The organism is Dokdonia sp. Hel_I_53, assembly GCF_007827465.1.
Lineage (GTDB): Bacteria > Bacteroidota > Bacteroidia > Flavobacteriales > Flavobacteriaceae > Dokdonia.
Genome location: NZ_VISL01000001.1, coordinates 1,805,754 through 1,819,224, shown reverse-complemented (window position 1 = coordinate 1,819,224; position 13,471 = coordinate 1,805,754). Strand labels below are relative to the sequence as shown.

Annotated in this window: 15 protein-coding genes; 9 read left to right on the top strand and 6 right to left on the bottom strand. The window is 33.7% G+C overall.

The genetic code is table 11. The annotated features are described in order from the left end of the window. Positions 1-17: 17 nt before the first annotated feature. From OD90_RS08105 to OD90_RS08085, 5 genes are all read left to right on the top strand, one after another. A complete protein-coding gene (locus tag OD90_RS08105; RefSeq protein WP_144668684.1) occupies positions 18-437 on the top strand; it encodes an arsenate reductase ArsC in 420 nt (139 codons plus the stop codon). Positions 438-568: 131 nt separating this feature from the next. Beyond that, a complete protein-coding gene (locus OD90_RS08100) occupies positions 569-2,062 on the top strand; it encodes a PAS domain-containing sensor histidine kinase (RefSeq protein ID WP_144668683.1) in 1,494 nt (497 codons plus the stop codon). Further along, positions 2,059-2,475 carry a response regulator gene (locus OD90_RS08095; RefSeq protein ID WP_144668682.1) on the top strand — a complete coding sequence of 139 codons (417 nt, stop codon included), beginning with the start codon at positions 2,059-2,061 and terminating at the stop codon, positions 2,473-2,475. The genes OD90_RS08100 and OD90_RS08095 overlap by 4 nt, the downstream gene beginning before the upstream one ends. A 117-nt stretch (positions 2,476-2,592) precedes the next feature. Next, the gene (locus tag OD90_RS08090) at positions 2,593-3,123 is read left to right on the top strand and encodes a DUF421 domain-containing protein (protein ID WP_144668681.1); all 531 of its coding nucleotides are present in this window, start codon (positions 2,593-2,595) and stop codon (positions 3,121-3,123) included. A 159-nt stretch (positions 3,124-3,282) separates the two neighbouring features. Then, a complete protein-coding gene (locus OD90_RS08085; RefSeq protein WP_144668680.1) occupies positions 3,283-4,065 on the top strand; it encodes a DUF1206 domain-containing protein in 783 nt (260 codons plus the stop codon). A gap of 4 nt (positions 4,066-4,069) precedes the next feature. Here OD90_RS08085 and OD90_RS08080 read toward each other — a convergent pair whose 3' ends face one another. The 3 genes from OD90_RS08080 to OD90_RS08070 form a co-directional block, all read right to left on the bottom strand. Beyond that, positions 4,070-5,896: a GNAT family N-acyltransferase gene (locus OD90_RS08080; protein WP_144668679.1), complete on the bottom strand. Its 1,827-nt coding sequence runs from the start codon at positions 5,894-5,896 to the stop codon at positions 4,070-4,072. A gap of 103 nt (positions 5,897-5,999) precedes the next feature. After that, the gene (locus OD90_RS08075) at positions 6,000-7,250 is read right to left on the bottom strand and encodes an aspartate kinase (protein WP_144668678.1); all 1,251 of its coding nucleotides are present in this window, start codon (positions 7,248-7,250) and stop codon (positions 6,000-6,002) included. Positions 7,251-7,328: 78 nt separating this feature from the next. Beyond that, complete coding sequence (locus OD90_RS08070) at positions 7,329-7,808, bottom strand: GNAT family N-acetyltransferase (protein ID WP_144668677.1); 480 nt, start codon at positions 7,806-7,808, stop codon at positions 7,329-7,331. 118 nt (positions 7,809-7,926) lie between these two features. Between OD90_RS08070 and fbp the strand changes: the two genes are divergently transcribed. After that, positions 7,927-8,931 carry a class 1 fructose-bisphosphatase gene (gene fbp / locus OD90_RS08065; RefSeq protein WP_144668676.1) on the top strand — a complete coding sequence of 335 codons (1,005 nt, stop codon included), beginning with the start codon at positions 7,927-7,929 and terminating at the stop codon, positions 8,929-8,931. A gap of 87 nt (positions 8,932-9,018) precedes the next feature. Here the strand turns inward: fbp and OD90_RS08060 are convergent, their stop codons facing one another. Continuing rightward, the gene (locus OD90_RS08060) at positions 9,019-9,447 is read right to left on the bottom strand and encodes a TerB family tellurite resistance protein (RefSeq protein WP_144668675.1); all 429 of its coding nucleotides are present in this window, start codon (positions 9,445-9,447) and stop codon (positions 9,019-9,021) included. 90 nt (positions 9,448-9,537) lie between these two features. On the opposite strand from OD90_RS08060, the gene OD90_RS08055 reads away from it, so the two are divergent. The 3 genes from OD90_RS08055 to OD90_RS08045 all read left to right on the top strand — a co-directional run bounded on the left by OD90_RS08055 (position 9,538) and on the right by OD90_RS08045 (position 12,233). After that, on the top strand, positions 9,538-10,131 hold the full coding sequence (locus OD90_RS08055; RefSeq protein ID WP_144668674.1) for a HupE/UreJ family protein: 594 nt from the start codon (positions 9,538-9,540) through the stop codon (positions 10,129-10,131). Between the two features lie 83 nt (positions 10,132-10,214). Continuing rightward, positions 10,215-10,643 (top strand): deoxycytidylate deaminase, encoded by a 429-nt coding sequence (locus OD90_RS08050; protein ID WP_144668673.1) that lies wholly within the window; start codon positions 10,215-10,217, stop codon positions 10,641-10,643. Next, positions 10,644-12,233, top strand: coding sequence for a S41 family peptidase (locus OD90_RS08045; protein WP_144668672.1), 1,590 nt, complete (start codon positions 10,644-10,646; stop codon positions 12,231-12,233). It begins immediately after the preceding gene. 345 nt (positions 12,234-12,578) lie between these two features. Here the strand turns inward: OD90_RS08045 and OD90_RS08035 are convergent, their stop codons facing one another. Further along, positions 12,579-12,773 carry a hypothetical protein gene (locus OD90_RS08035; protein WP_144668670.1) on the bottom strand — a complete coding sequence of 65 codons (195 nt, stop codon included), beginning with the start codon at positions 12,771-12,773 and terminating at the stop codon, positions 12,579-12,581. 6 nt (positions 12,774-12,779) lie between these two features. Then, on the bottom strand, positions 12,780-13,364 hold the full coding sequence (locus tag OD90_RS08030; RefSeq protein WP_144668669.1) for a MarC family protein: 585 nt from the start codon (positions 13,362-13,364) through the stop codon (positions 12,780-12,782). Positions 13,365-13,471 lie beyond the last annotated feature (107 nt).

The following is a 13,471-nucleotide window of genomic DNA, read 5'->3' as shown; positions in this document are numbered from 1 at the left end:
GCATAAAAAATGAAAAAATGAAAAATATATTAGTTCTCTGTACAGGAAATAGTTGCCGTAGTCAAATGGCACACGGTTATTTAGAAAAAATGACCGGAAAAAATGCAAATATATATAGCGCAGGGATAGAAACCCACGGGATTAATTCTGGAGCCGTAGCTATTATGAAAAAAGATGGAATAGACATATCAAGTCATACCTCAAATAACATTAACGAGTATGTAGATGTAACTTGGGATTATATAATTACGGTATGTGATCATGCTTACGAAAAATGCCCATTTATAGCTGCTCCTAACGCGGTAAGGCTGCACCATGACTTCTACGATCCCTCAAAATTTGAAGGTTCACCTCAAGAAACTGAATTAGCTTTTGAAAAGGCTAGGGAGGAAATAAAGGCCTACTGTAAACAATTTATTTTCGATTATTGCATTTGATCGATATAAATGTTGTTTTTACCGATTATTTACTTATAATTGTATTAAACTTAATATATCATTTTCATATTTAATATTAAATCACGAAGTTGAAGTACTCCCCCGATTAGTTATAGTCGAATAACATACAAATGAAAAGTTTTAAAATCCCTAAAAAACTTTCTCTTTCAAGAAGGGAAAAATCCTATAAATTGCTTCAGAAAGCTGCGTCAGTGGGTCTTTGGGAAGTTTTCATTGAATCTAATACCGTTAAGTGGAGTGATACTACAAAAAGAATTCATGAAGTTTGTTTAGATTACGACCCTTCTATAGAAGAAGCTATAAATTTTTATAAGGAGGGATTTCACAGGGACAAAATTTCTCGAGACTTTAACAATTCTATTGAAACAGGTGAAGAATTTGATGAGGAATATATTATAGTCACTAAATCTGGAAAAGAAAAATGGGTAAGATCTGTAGGGGTCCCTGTTTTTAATAATGGAAAGTGCGTTAAGGTATATGGTGTTTTTCAAGATATAGATCAGCAAAAAAAAGCCGAAGCACTTATATATCAAAGTGAAGAGAAATTTCAACAAACTTTTGAAAGTGCTCCTAATGGCGTAGCATTGGTTTCCTTAGATGGGAAGTGGATCAAGGCCAATAAGCAATTATCTACCATATTAGGTTATACAGAAGAAGAATTGTTAACTCGAACTTTTCAAGAATTAACATATCCAGATGATCTAGCTAAGGATCTCAAAAATGTCAACAGGTTGCTTGCAGGTGTTGATGATAATTATCAGATTGAGAAGCGCTATATCCATAAATCTGGGGATATTATTTGGTGCATACTGTCTGTCTCTTTAGTGCGCACTAAACATAAAACACCGTCTTACTTTATTTCTCAAATAACAAATATTAGCTCTCTTAAAAATGCTAATAAAAAGATTGAACTACTCTTAGAAGAGACAGAAAGCAAGAATAATAAACTTCTAAATTTTAAACACATAGTTTCTCATAATTTAAGATCTCACACGAGTAATCTTGATATGTTATTAGGTTTCCTTGAAAATGATGTACCACAAGTTAAGGATGTTGAGGTATTCTCATTATTAAAGGAAGCGTTTAAGAATTTGCAGGAAACCATTGTAAACCTTAGCGATATTTCTGGTTTTGAAAACTGCAGGAAAGAAGATTATATTGAAGTAGATTTATGTAAAGAAATAGAACGTAGTATTGTAAGTATAAAAGCATTATTAGATGAAGTTAATTGCAATATTAGTTTTTCGAAAGAAGACGCTATTAAAGTTACAGTGATTCCAGAATATTTGCGAAGTTCTTTTCTCAACATATTAACAAATGCTGTTAAATACAGAAAGCAAACAGAGGTATTAAACATTACAATTAAAATAGATATTAGTGAGGATTATACCATAGTAAGCTTTAAAGACAACGGGCTTGGCATAAACTTAGACTTACACGGCAGTAAAATTTTTGGAATGTATAAAACATTTCATAGACATCCTGACTCAAGAGGTCTTGGACTTTTTATAGTTAAAAATCAAATAGAAGCTATGGGTGGCAAAGTACTTGTAGAGAGTGAAGAAGGAATAGGAACAACATTTAAAATCTATCTAAAAAAATGAAACCAATAGACATAGCATGTATAATCGATGATGATCCCATTTTCGTTTTTGGCGCACAGCGCTTAATGAAAATGTCAAATTTCTGTAAAGGATTTTTAATTTTTCACGACGGACAGAAAGCATTAGATCATTTACTTCCAGTATTGCGAGGTGATATAGAATCTGCTATTCCCTCTGTGATTTTGCTAGATATAAATATGCCTGTTCTTGATGGATGGCAGTTTTTAGATGCAATAATTGGGATAGAAGTAATTAAAGAGGTGACAATATTTGTTGTGACAAGCTCTATCGATCCAAGAGATCAAGAAAAGGCAGCGTCTTACTCTAATGTCAAAAACTTTGTGGTTAAACCTATAAGTCAAGATAAACTAAAAACACTTTCGCAACAAATGGAAATGCATGCAAACAATTAATTTTATTTACTAGTGATCATTCAACATAGACGTGATTTTGCTAAAGCTATGTGAAATTTTTGCTATTGATATTGCATTCGTTCTATTTCATGTAACTTCATAAAAAAACATGGAGTTATGGATATCAATTGGAATTACTTTTTACAAGGCTTTGATAAATTACCAGAGTCTATTATTGCAGCAGTAGGAGTTTACATACTTGTGCTCTTATATACACAAATATTTGGATTGAAGAGCTTCAGTAAAATGACAGGCTTTGACTTTCTCAATACGCTGGCTATCGGTAACTTATTAGCAATGAGTATTGCCACCGCAAAGCCAGGTCCCTTACTAGGGGCGCTAATTATAGGTGTCTTATATTTATTCAACTATCTAATTACCTTAGCTAGATATAGGAGTAAAAACATAGAGGAAGCTATAGATAATTCTCCTATTCTATTAATGCAAGATGGGAAACTATTACACAAAAATCTTGAAAGAACAAAAATTACAGAAGCAGAGCTTAGAGGTAAACTACGAGAGGCTAATGCCTTACAATTGAGCCATGTTAAAGCTGTGATTTTAGAAACTACGGGGGATGTAAGCGTTCTTCATACTTCAGAAAATATCTCTGTAGATGACTATATTTTAGATGGAGTTGAGTCTTGAAAAGCAAATTGTCTTAAAATAGTATATAAATTTTCTATATACGCTTTCGCGAAAGCGTAAGTTAATTTCCCAACATTTCTTTAACAATAAATAATAAAGTATCTAAAAATTAGTACACTTCTCTTTATTTTAAAATAAATTGCATGAAAATGATATACAATGAGTAGTAAAAGAGAACGTCTTGCCAGCTTTGGAATTGCAACAAAAGGAATTGTTTATTTTATAATAGGTCTTTTGACTGCTATGACAGCCTTTGGATACGGAGGTAAAAAATCTAACTCTACAACTGTTTTAGAATTCCTATCCTCTCAATCTTATGGAAAATTTATACTTATTGTATTAGCTATAGGTCTTTTAGGGTATGTCTTCTGGAGGTGGTATCAAGCAATTGCAAATCCAAACAACTTAGATAACGACAGTAAGGGCATTATAAAAAGAGTTGCATATTTTGTGAGTGGTATTCTTTATGGCTCACTGGCCTATACAGCCATAAAAATTGTAATGGGAGACAATTCTCAAGGAGGAAATTCATTTTTTTCTAAACTTTTTAATTCAGAATATGCCACTGCAAGTGCTATAATTATTGGGTTGATATTAGTAGGAAAAGGTGTCTATGAATTTTATCAAGGTTATTCAGGTAAATTTAAAGATGAAGTTGAGTCTGCTGGCCTTGATCATAGAGCTCAAAAATTTATTATGAAAGCTGGTAAAGTAGGATATACTTCGAGGGGTATTGTTGCAGGTGTACTTGGCTTTCTTTTTGTAAAAGCTGGTCTAGGTGATAATGCTCAAAAGCTTAGTAAAACAGACGCTTTTAGTTTTATTCAAGACGAATTTGGGTCTATTGTTATGGGTATTGTAGCTCTTGGATTAGTTGGCTATGGAGTTTTTATGATTATCAAGGCAAAATATAGCAGCCTTGTGGTTTCACAATCTAGCTAATTTTTTAATTATCGCTATCTAATGTAGTAGAAGCTATATTTCCATATTTCTTCTCTAATTCTTCTTGAAATTCTTCCATAACTGGTTTTACAGTACTTTCTGGTAAATCAGAAATCTTTATATACATTAAGCCGTCTACAGCATTGTTAAACAACGGATCTACGTTAAATGCAATAACCTTTGCATTTTGTTTGATGTATTTTTTGATAAGCACTGGAAGCCTTAAAGAGCCCGGCTCTACTTCTTCTATCAATTTATCAAATTTATTTAAATCGGCTTCACTTTCGTCAAAAACAAATTCTTTGTCTGCATCAGTAAGCTTGACTTTAAATTCTTTTTTAGGCCTTATGTATTGTGCGATATATGGATCGTAGTAATGCGATTTCATAAACTCAATCATTAACGACTTCGAGAAGTTTGAAAATTGATTTGAAATACTAACACCGCCAATTAAAAATTTATGTTCTGGAAAACGAAGTGTAGTATGAACGATTCCCTTCCAAAGTAAGAATAGTGGCATTGGTTTTTGTTGATATTCTTTTACAATAAAAGCTCTACCCATTTCAATACTCTGACTCATCATTTTGTGCAGCTCAGGTTCAAATCTAAATAGATCTTGTAAGTAAAAACCATCTATACCATACTTTTTATAAATCTTAGACCCAAGCCCCATTCTGTAAGCACCTGCCATTTTCTTTGCATTATTATCCCACAAGAACATGTGGTAATAATAACGGTCAAATTTATCGACATCTGTTGCTTCATTGGTTCCTTCACCTATGGCCCTAAAAGTAATTTCACGTAATCTGCCTATTTCTTGTAAGGTGTTAGGGATCTCTTTTGCGGGTGCTAAAAAGACTTCGTAGTTTTTAGATTGTAATAGTCTTTTATCGTCATTTCTAAGCTTTTCAATTTCTTTTGCTATGAGTCGTGCACTAGTTTCTGTGATAATCTCCTTGGGCTCTTTTGTTGATTTTAGTGTGCCAGGAATACTACTAAGTAAACTTTTCTTCTCAAAAGTCTTTGCGAGCATATACGTTTTCTTGCGTAAAAACTCAGTAAATTCTGGTATGGATGCATGTTCTTTTTGAGCTGCAACTTTAATTGGATTGCCTATACGCACATTGATTACCCTATTTTTTTGAGAAAGAAGTTCACTAGGTAACTTAGCTGTTCTTAAAGTATCACTAATGCGGGATAGCTGATAAAAAAGTCTACTGTTTTTTGCGTGAAAATAAATGGGAACCACAGGGACTTCTGCGCGTTGGATTAATTTCATAGCTGCCTCTTCCCAAGGTTTATCAACGACAAGTTTCTCATCCTTATACGTAGAGACTTCTCCTGCTGGAAAAACTCCAAGTGGATGCCCATCTTTTAAATGTTTAATAGCATGCTTGAAACCTGCAATGCTTGACTTTACCTCCTTGTTGTTTTCAAAAGGATTTACTGGCATTACATAGGGCTTCAAGGGCTCAATACGATGTAGTAGAAAATTTGCAATGATTTTAAAATCTGGGCGCTGTTCTAACATTAATTTAAGTAATAAAATGCCATCAATTCCGCCTAATGGGTGGTTAGAGATTGTAATATAAGCACCATCTTTAGGGAGCCTTTTTAAATCTTCTTCGGGTATTTCAAATTTAATTTGGAATTCATCTAGAAGCGCATTTAAGAAGTCTAGATCGTTAAGGTGTTTGTTTCGGTTGTAGATCTTATTTGCCGTAGAAATCTTGAGCACTTTCATTAGTGACCACCCCATAAACGTGCCTATAAAACCTAGCTTATCGACTTTAATAGCATGTGCAACCTCTTTTGCGGTAACAAGACCCATATTTTTAAAAGAATATTAGATAACAAATATAGGCAATACACACTTTAAGAGAGCTCTTTGAGTATAGCGAGCCTTCATAAATTGAAAAAATAAGAAACAAAGATTATTCTTGTACTATAAGCTGTACTGTACGGCCAGCTACTTGCTTTAAAAGAATGTTTTTGCCCTTAGTAAACTCTTCTAGCTTCTTTGTTGTAGCGTGTCTTACAGTATATAATGAAACATCTTTTTGCACGTCTATCTTAAATTTTCCTTTGAGCTGTTGAGTGAGTTCCTCTAATCGGTTAAACTTATTATCTACACAAACAGAAAAACTTATCGCCGAGTTTTGTATAAGATCTACTTTCATTTTATATTGAGCTAGTAATTTAAATACCTCACCTATATGGTCTTCCATCATAAAGGAAAAGTCTAAAGAGGAGAGCGATATAAGAACCTGGCCTTTTTTTACTATATAACAGGGTATTAAAGGTACAAGTGACTTTGTATTTGTGACAGAAGTACCACTAGCGGTAGGGTTTTTAAAAGATTTTACAAAAAGTGTAATCTCTTTTCTTTGTAAAGGTTGTAACGTTTTAGGGTGTATGACTGAGGCTCCATAAAACGCCAGTTCAATAGCTTCCTCGTAAGGAATTTCATGCAATAGTGCGGTATTTTCAAAAACACGTGGATCTCCATTTAATACACCAGGAACATCTTTCCAAATTGTAAGACTCTGCGCACCTAGACAATATGCAAAAATCCCTCCAGTATAGTCAGAGCCCTCCCTTCCTAATGTAGTTGTAAAATTATTGCTATCTGATGCGATGAAACCTTGTGTGATATAAAGCCCCTTAGAAACTATATTTTCTTTGATATTGCGTTGTGTTTGATCCCAATCTACGCTAGCATCTCTATAATTAGAATTTGTTTTAATAAGATTTCTAGCATCTAACCAAGTATTTTTTATTCCTTGTTCTTTCAAATAGAAACTTACTATGGTAGTAGAAATAAGCTCGCCATAACTTACAATCTGATCGTATACAAAGTCATATTTGGGGGATTTATTCCAGAATAAAAAGCCTTTAAGCTCGTCAAACAAAAGCTGTATTGATGTATGGACTTGATGCCCTTCCTTAAATAATTCTTTTACAATCGAGGCATGATAATCTATAGACTCTTGTAATTGTATAATCGCACTTGAAGTCTCTTTGAAGTATGCCTTAACCACAGCTTCCATCGCATTTGTCGTTTTACCCATGGCAGAGATTACAACCACTTTATTAGAAGCTTCCATCGTTTGTAAAACGGCAACGATATTTTTAACACCAGATGCATCTTTTACAGATGCACCACCAAATTTAAATATTTGCATAACTCTCTATGTTTCCGCTTTCGCGAAATATTTTCATTACGAATTAATTTTAGGCTTTCAAATTTTCGCGAAAGCGGACTATAATCTCTTTACATAAGATGATAATTGCTTCTCATCCATTTGCACCAAATACCAATCTTTTAAAAATTGTGCGCCACTTTTTTTGTAAAAATCAATGGCATTTTTATTCCAATCTAATACAACCCATTCTACCCGTTTAGCATCATTCTCATGTGCGTGAGTCATTACCCTGTCGTATAAAGATTGCCCTATGCCTTGACCTCTGTATTTTTGAGAAACAATCAAGTCTTCAAGATGTAGAGATTTTCCTGCCCAAGTAGAGAAGCGATTATAAACTAATGCTATCCCTACGATATTTTCTTTTATTGCTGCAACAAAGCAGGTAAATAGAGGGTGCGTTCCTAAGCCGTACTTGCGTAGAATCTCACTATCTATCTTTACAGCATGTGGCTCCTTTTCAAAAACAGCTAGTTCTTTTATAAGGTCTAGCACACCGTCCATATCTTCTGAGGTAGCTTTGCGTATAGAAAATGACATATAGTATAGTAATGGTTCTTAACGAAAATAAAGAATATAACCCATTAATAAAGGTCTAAAACGTTGTAGTAATCACAAATAAAAGTATTTTTACGGAAATTTATAAAATCTACTTCTAGTGTCACGTAAAAATCAAACCCTAGGCGAATTTATTATTGAGAATCAAGGAGAGTTTCAATATTCTTCTGGAGAATTATCCAGGTTAATAAATTCTATAAGGCTTGCCGCAAAAGTGGTAAATCATCAAGTAAATAAAGCAGGTCTTGTAGATATAACGGGTACAGCAGGAGAAACAAACATCCAGGGTGAAGATCAACAGAAGTTAGATGTGATGGCAAATGAGACATTTATATCTACACTCACTAACCGAAACATTGTTTGTGGAATTGCAAGTGAGGAAAACGACGATTTTATAACGATCCAAGGACAAGGCGAAGATCATAATAATAAATATGTCTTACTTATGGATCCACTGGATGGATCTTCTAATATTGATGTCAATGTATCTGTAGGGACTATTTTTTCGATTTATAGACGTATTACTCCGGCTGGCACTCCTGTTAAATTAGAGGACTTCTTGCAACCAGGAAGAGAACAAGTAGCCGCTGGATATATTATATATGGAACGTCTACAATGTTAGTATATACAACGGGTCATGGAGTTAATGGTTTTACCTTAAATCCTGCTATAGGAACATTTTATCTTTCCCACCCTAATATGACATTCTCAGAGATGGGGCCTATTTACTCTGTCAATGAGGGAAATTATGTGCACTTTCCAGAAGGAGTAAAGAAATATATTAAATACTGTCAAGAAGAGGGAGAAGGAAGACCTTATACTTCAAGGTATATAGGTTCTTTAGTGTCAGATATACACCGCAACATGATAAAAGGCGGGATCTATATTTATCCTAAAAGCTCTAGAGCACAAAATGGTAAACTGAGATTACTTTACGAATGTAACCCAATGGCTTTTATTACTGAGCAAGCTGGAGGAAAAGCAAGCGATGGGTTTACTAGAATACTGGATATTAAGCCTAAAGAATTACACGAGAGAGTACCATTTTTCTGTGGAAGCAAGCTTATGGTAGAAAAAGCAGAAGAATTTATGAGTAATGAATAATTGCTTTACTAGAAAAGAGTTTATACAAAATAAAAAAAGTGGGACTACACCAGTGTAGCCCCACTTTTTTTTAATAGACTTTATCTTTTATTTGTGCATACTTTTAATTTCCTCTTGAAACGTATCAATATCCACACCTTCTCTAACTAGATTAAGAGCTTTATCAACCACATATTTCACATTGCTAATAGAAAATCCTAAGCCTATAGCAAGTCTTTTTAAAAGAGGCTCTTCTTCATCAAATTTATGATCAATATGCACCATTCTCGTAAGGTCATATAAGCGCTCTAATCTCCTATCATATGTCGTAGGAGGATTGATAGGGTGAGACATATAATCTTCAAGTATGACGTCGTATTCTTCCATAGATATGGAAAGGTTACGAGCCAATCGATCTAAAAAAGATTTTTCTGCATCTGAAATTACTCCATCATCCATCGCCACTCTAACAATTGAGGCAAAGTGATCTTGGTTTCTAGTGCGGAAACCGCTATCATATAAATCTGAAAAAGACATAATTTTAATTTTAAAATAGAGTGTCAAATATAGCTATTTATTGACCATTTTTAATTTGTACATTTGATAAAAACCCCCTAAAATTAGCAGATGGATACATTTTGGTTCTATTTTAAAGAAGGACTTTATCACGTATTAGATTGGGATGCATATGATCACATTCTTTTCCTTGTAGTTTTAACAGTTCCTTACCTATTTTCAAACTGGAAAAAATTACTCACTTTAGTTACTGTTTTTACCATAGGACACACAGTATCACTAGCATTATCTGCTTACGGTATTATTGCCGTAAATACTTCTTTAGTAGAGGTGCTTATTCCTATTACCATATTAATTACAGCACTATATAATATTTTTACTGCGGGAAAAAAATCTCGCAATTCAAAAATCAATATACACCTATTTGCGGCTCTCTTCTTTGGCCTCATCCACGGATTAGGGTTTTCTACCTATTTTAAGATGATGACCGCTGGTAAAGAAAGTAAATTACTACCTTTATTAGAATATACTTTAGGTATAGAAGCCGCACAACTCATAATTGTGTTTATAGTGCTTATCATAAGTTTTGTGGGACAAGCTATTTTTAGATTTTCGTTGAGAGATTGGGTTATGGTAATTTCATCTATAGTAATTGGGGTGGCAATACCAGTATTTAGAACAGCACTTTCAAGTATAAATTTTTAATGAAACCTTTACAGCCTAGTGTTAAGACTATTTTTAGAAAAGAGTGTGGATAATTACGCTTTCGCGAAATAAAAAAAGCAACAATGTCTTCAAAGCAACTTAAATATGATATCGCTTATCTACGCATGGCACGGGAGTGGGGGAAACTTTCTCATTGTGAGCGCAAACAGGTAGGTGCTATTATTGTTAAAGATAAAATGATAATCTCAGATGGTTATAACGGAACGCCTACTGGTTTTGAGAATGTATGTGAAGATGATAATGGGATAACAAAATGGTATGTATTGCATGCAGAGGCAAATGCAATCTTAAAAGTTGCAAGTTCTACTCAGTCTTGTCATGGAGCAACATTATACATTACATTAAGCCCATGTAAAGATTGTAGTAAATTAGTACACCAAGCAGGCATTAAAAGAGTCGTTTATACAAATTCATATAAAGATTTAGCTGGAGTAGAATTTTTAGCCAAAGCTGGCGTTGAGATAGTACACTTAGAAGATATAGACCTATAAATGAACATTAGTAGAAAGTATATTCCCATATTATTAGGCCTAGGCATTGCCTTGGGTATTTTTCTGGGAAGTCTATTAGATTTTGGGTACAATGATACAGCGCTATTTACATCTAACGCAAAAAAAGAGAAACTTAACAAGCTCATAGATTACATTGATTATGAGTATGTGGATGCTATTAATACAGATAGTATCGTAGATGTCACAGTAAATGGCATTTTAGATAATTTAGACCCCCACTCAACTTATATACCATCAGACGAATATCAAGTTTTAGAAGAAAACATGAAAGGGGACTTTGTGGGAATAGGTGTTAGTTTCTATCCTTATAAAGACTCTGTTGCAGTGATACAAGCGATTAAAGGTGGGCCTAGTGAGAAGGCTGGTATTAAAGGAGGAGATCGTATTGTTTATGCAAATGGTATAGAGTTAACGGACAATGAAATTACAGATGATTCATTATCAAAAATTCTAAAGGGTAAGATAAGAACACCCATAGAAATCAAAGTGAAAAGACCTGGCTTAGACAAGCTTCTTACCTTTAAATTCAAGAGGGATCACGTGCCTATTTCCAGTGTGGTGGGGAGTTATATGATTACAGATGAGTTGGGCTATATAAAAATTAATCGATTTGCAGAAACTACCCATGATGAATTTAGGACTGCATTAAGGGAGCTCAAAAGAAAAGGTGCTACGCAATTAGCATTAGATCTTAGAGATAATCCCGGAGGGTATATATCCAGTGCAGAGGGTGTTGCAGATGAATTTTTAGAAGAAGATAAGCTCATACTATTCACAAAAAATAAAACAGGTAATATTTCAAATAGCTTTTCTCTTGATGATGGTCTCTTTGAAGATGGAGAGGTGTTTGTATTGATTAACGAAAATTCTGCCAGCGCCAGTGAAATTGTAGCTGGAGCTTTACAAGATAATGATAAAGGACTAATTGTGGGGCGAAGATCCTTTGGAAAGGGATTAGTGCAGCGTGAGATGGATTTAGGAGATGGAAGTGCCGTAAGATTAACCATTGCAAGATATTATACTCCTACTGGACGCTCTATTCAGAAACCGTATGAGTTAGGTAATAAAGATTATTTTGAAGACTATCTCAATAGGTATGAAAATGGAGAGCTTAGAAGTGCAGATAGTATTAAGGTTGCAGATTCATTAAAATTTAGAACCCCATTAGGTAAAATTGTATATGGTGGCGGTGGGATCATACCTGATATATTTGTGCCAAAGAATACAGATTATGAGATAGAACATCTCAATTATGTACTTAGGTCTGGATTTATGAGTAGGTTTATTTTTGAACAACTAGAGAAAAACAGGCCTTATTATCGTAATCTACCTATAGTCCGCTTTAAAAAAGAGGTTCTTGTGGACGATCAGGTAGTAGAAGAATTTATTGCATTTGCACAATTAAGTAATATTAGCTTAAAAGCTGTCAAATATCGAGAATTATATAAGAAATACTTGAAAGCAACCATGGCTCGTCAACTTTATGGAAACAACATGTTTGAAATGATGGTTAATGAAGAGGATAGTATGATAAAGAAAATTATAGAACTTACAAAAGAAGATAAGTAATGTTAATGGTAGTGGCTTTTTTTGTTTACATCATTGCTATCATCTTTAGATTGCTTGATAATAGTGCTGCACTACTTATAAACCATGGAATTTCAGTTAGTCCATTTTATTTGAAACCTCCGGTCATTTTATCTCAGATTGAGAATCTTAAGGATAAAAGGTTAATTTCAAAATTACGCCGTAATCTATTATATCAAAAGTTACATAAGTTATTTTCTATACTAGCAATTCTAACTTTTATAATAGGACTGATTTACGAGATTTATAACCCGTCTATCATTTACTTAATGTAGAAATGAAAGTTGGACTTTCTTAAAACTATAAGATAGAAACAAAACAGACAAGTTATTGGTGTTTAGCAGCTATTTTACGAGAGGTTCTTAAGATAAGAAGTAATAAAATCGCACAGGCACAGGCAATTACACCAATAAGGGCTACACTACTATCATTTCTAAAGGGATCAGAATAGTCTATAAGTATAGCATTATAAATAAGAAGCGCTAAAGCCATTAAAATTCCAATTGGAATGATATATTTCATATGTGGTTATTTAAAAAGTTCTTGAATGTTTGCTGTAAAAAGTTTCACAGCAATGGCTAACAAAATTACACCAAAAACTTTGTGTATCACAGCAATCCCGTTTTTACCTAAAAAACGCTCAATATGTCTTGAGGTTTTAAGCACAACATATACAAGAAGGATGTTAAGCACGATGGCAATTATGATGTTGACTAAGTTATATTCTGCACGTAATGCAAGAAGCGAGGTTAGGGTACCTGGTCCAGCGACTAATGGGAAAGCAAGCGGAAATACGGAAACGGTTTTCTTACTAAGCGTATCATCATCTTTAAATATACTTACTCCTAAAATCATCTCTAAGGCTATAAAGAATAAAATGAAAGAACCTGCAACGGCAAACTCGTAAACATTAATACCAATAAGCCCAAGAATACTTTCTCCTACAAACACAAAAAGGATCATTACAACTAGGGCCACAACAGCGGCCTTCTCACTTTGTATATGTCCTGTTTTTTTACGAAGTTTCAATACAATAGGAATACTCCCTATAATATCTATTACTGCAAAAAGAACCATTGTAGCTGTAAGTGTCTCTTTTAAATCAAAATTCATTGCTGTACTATTTTAAAATGCCGGCAAAGGTACTCTATTCTAATCCATTAAACCTGTAGATTCAATATGAACAAATTGTAAAATTTACTATAAATATATTCTATAGC

Excerpts from the sequence above, each read along its gene's own strand:
- OD90_RS08105 (WP_144668684.1), top strand. The coding sequence starts at position 18 with ATGAAAAATATATTAGTTCTCTGTACAGGAAATAGTTGCCGTAGTCAA.
- OD90_RS08100 (WP_144668683.1), top strand. The coding sequence starts at position 569 with ATGAAAAGTTTTAAAATCCCTAAAAAACTTTCTCTTTCAAGAAGGGAA.
- OD90_RS08095 (WP_144668682.1), top strand. The coding sequence starts at position 2,059 with ATGAAACCAATAGACATAGCATGTATAATCGATGATGATCCCATTTTC.
- OD90_RS08090 (WP_144668681.1), top strand. The coding sequence starts at position 2,593 with ATGGATATCAATTGGAATTACTTTTTACAAGGCTTTGATAAATTACCA.
- OD90_RS08085 (WP_144668680.1), top strand. The coding sequence starts at position 3,283 with ATGAGTAGTAAAAGAGAACGTCTTGCCAGCTTTGGAATTGCAACAAAA.
- OD90_RS08080 (WP_144668679.1), bottom strand. The coding sequence starts at position 5,896 with ATGGGTCTTGTTACCGCAAAAGAGGTTGCACATGCTATTAAAGTCGAT.
- OD90_RS08075 (WP_144668678.1), bottom strand. The coding sequence starts at position 7,250 with ATGCAAATATTTAAATTTGGTGGTGCATCTGTAAAAGATGCATCTGGT.
- OD90_RS08070 (WP_144668677.1), bottom strand. The coding sequence starts at position 7,808 with ATGTCATTTTCTATACGCAAAGCTACCTCAGAAGATATGGACGGTGTG.
- OD90_RS08060 (WP_144668675.1), bottom strand. The coding sequence starts at position 9,447 with ATGTCTTTTTCAGATTTATATGATAGCGGTTTCCGCACTAGAAACCAA.
- OD90_RS08055 (WP_144668674.1), top strand. The coding sequence starts at position 9,538 with ATGGATACATTTTGGTTCTATTTTAAAGAAGGACTTTATCACGTATTA.
- OD90_RS08050 (WP_144668673.1), top strand. The coding sequence starts at position 10,215 with ATGTCTTCAAAGCAACTTAAATATGATATCGCTTATCTACGCATGGCA.
- OD90_RS08045 (WP_144668672.1), top strand. The coding sequence starts at position 10,644 with ATGAACATTAGTAGAAAGTATATTCCCATATTATTAGGCCTAGGCATT.
- OD90_RS08035 (WP_144668670.1), bottom strand. The coding sequence starts at position 12,773 with ATGAAATATATCATTCCAATTGGAATTTTAATGGCTTTAGCGCTTCTT.
- OD90_RS08030 (WP_144668669.1), bottom strand. The coding sequence starts at position 13,364 with ATGAATTTTGATTTAAAAGAGACACTTACAGCTACAATGGTTCTTTTT.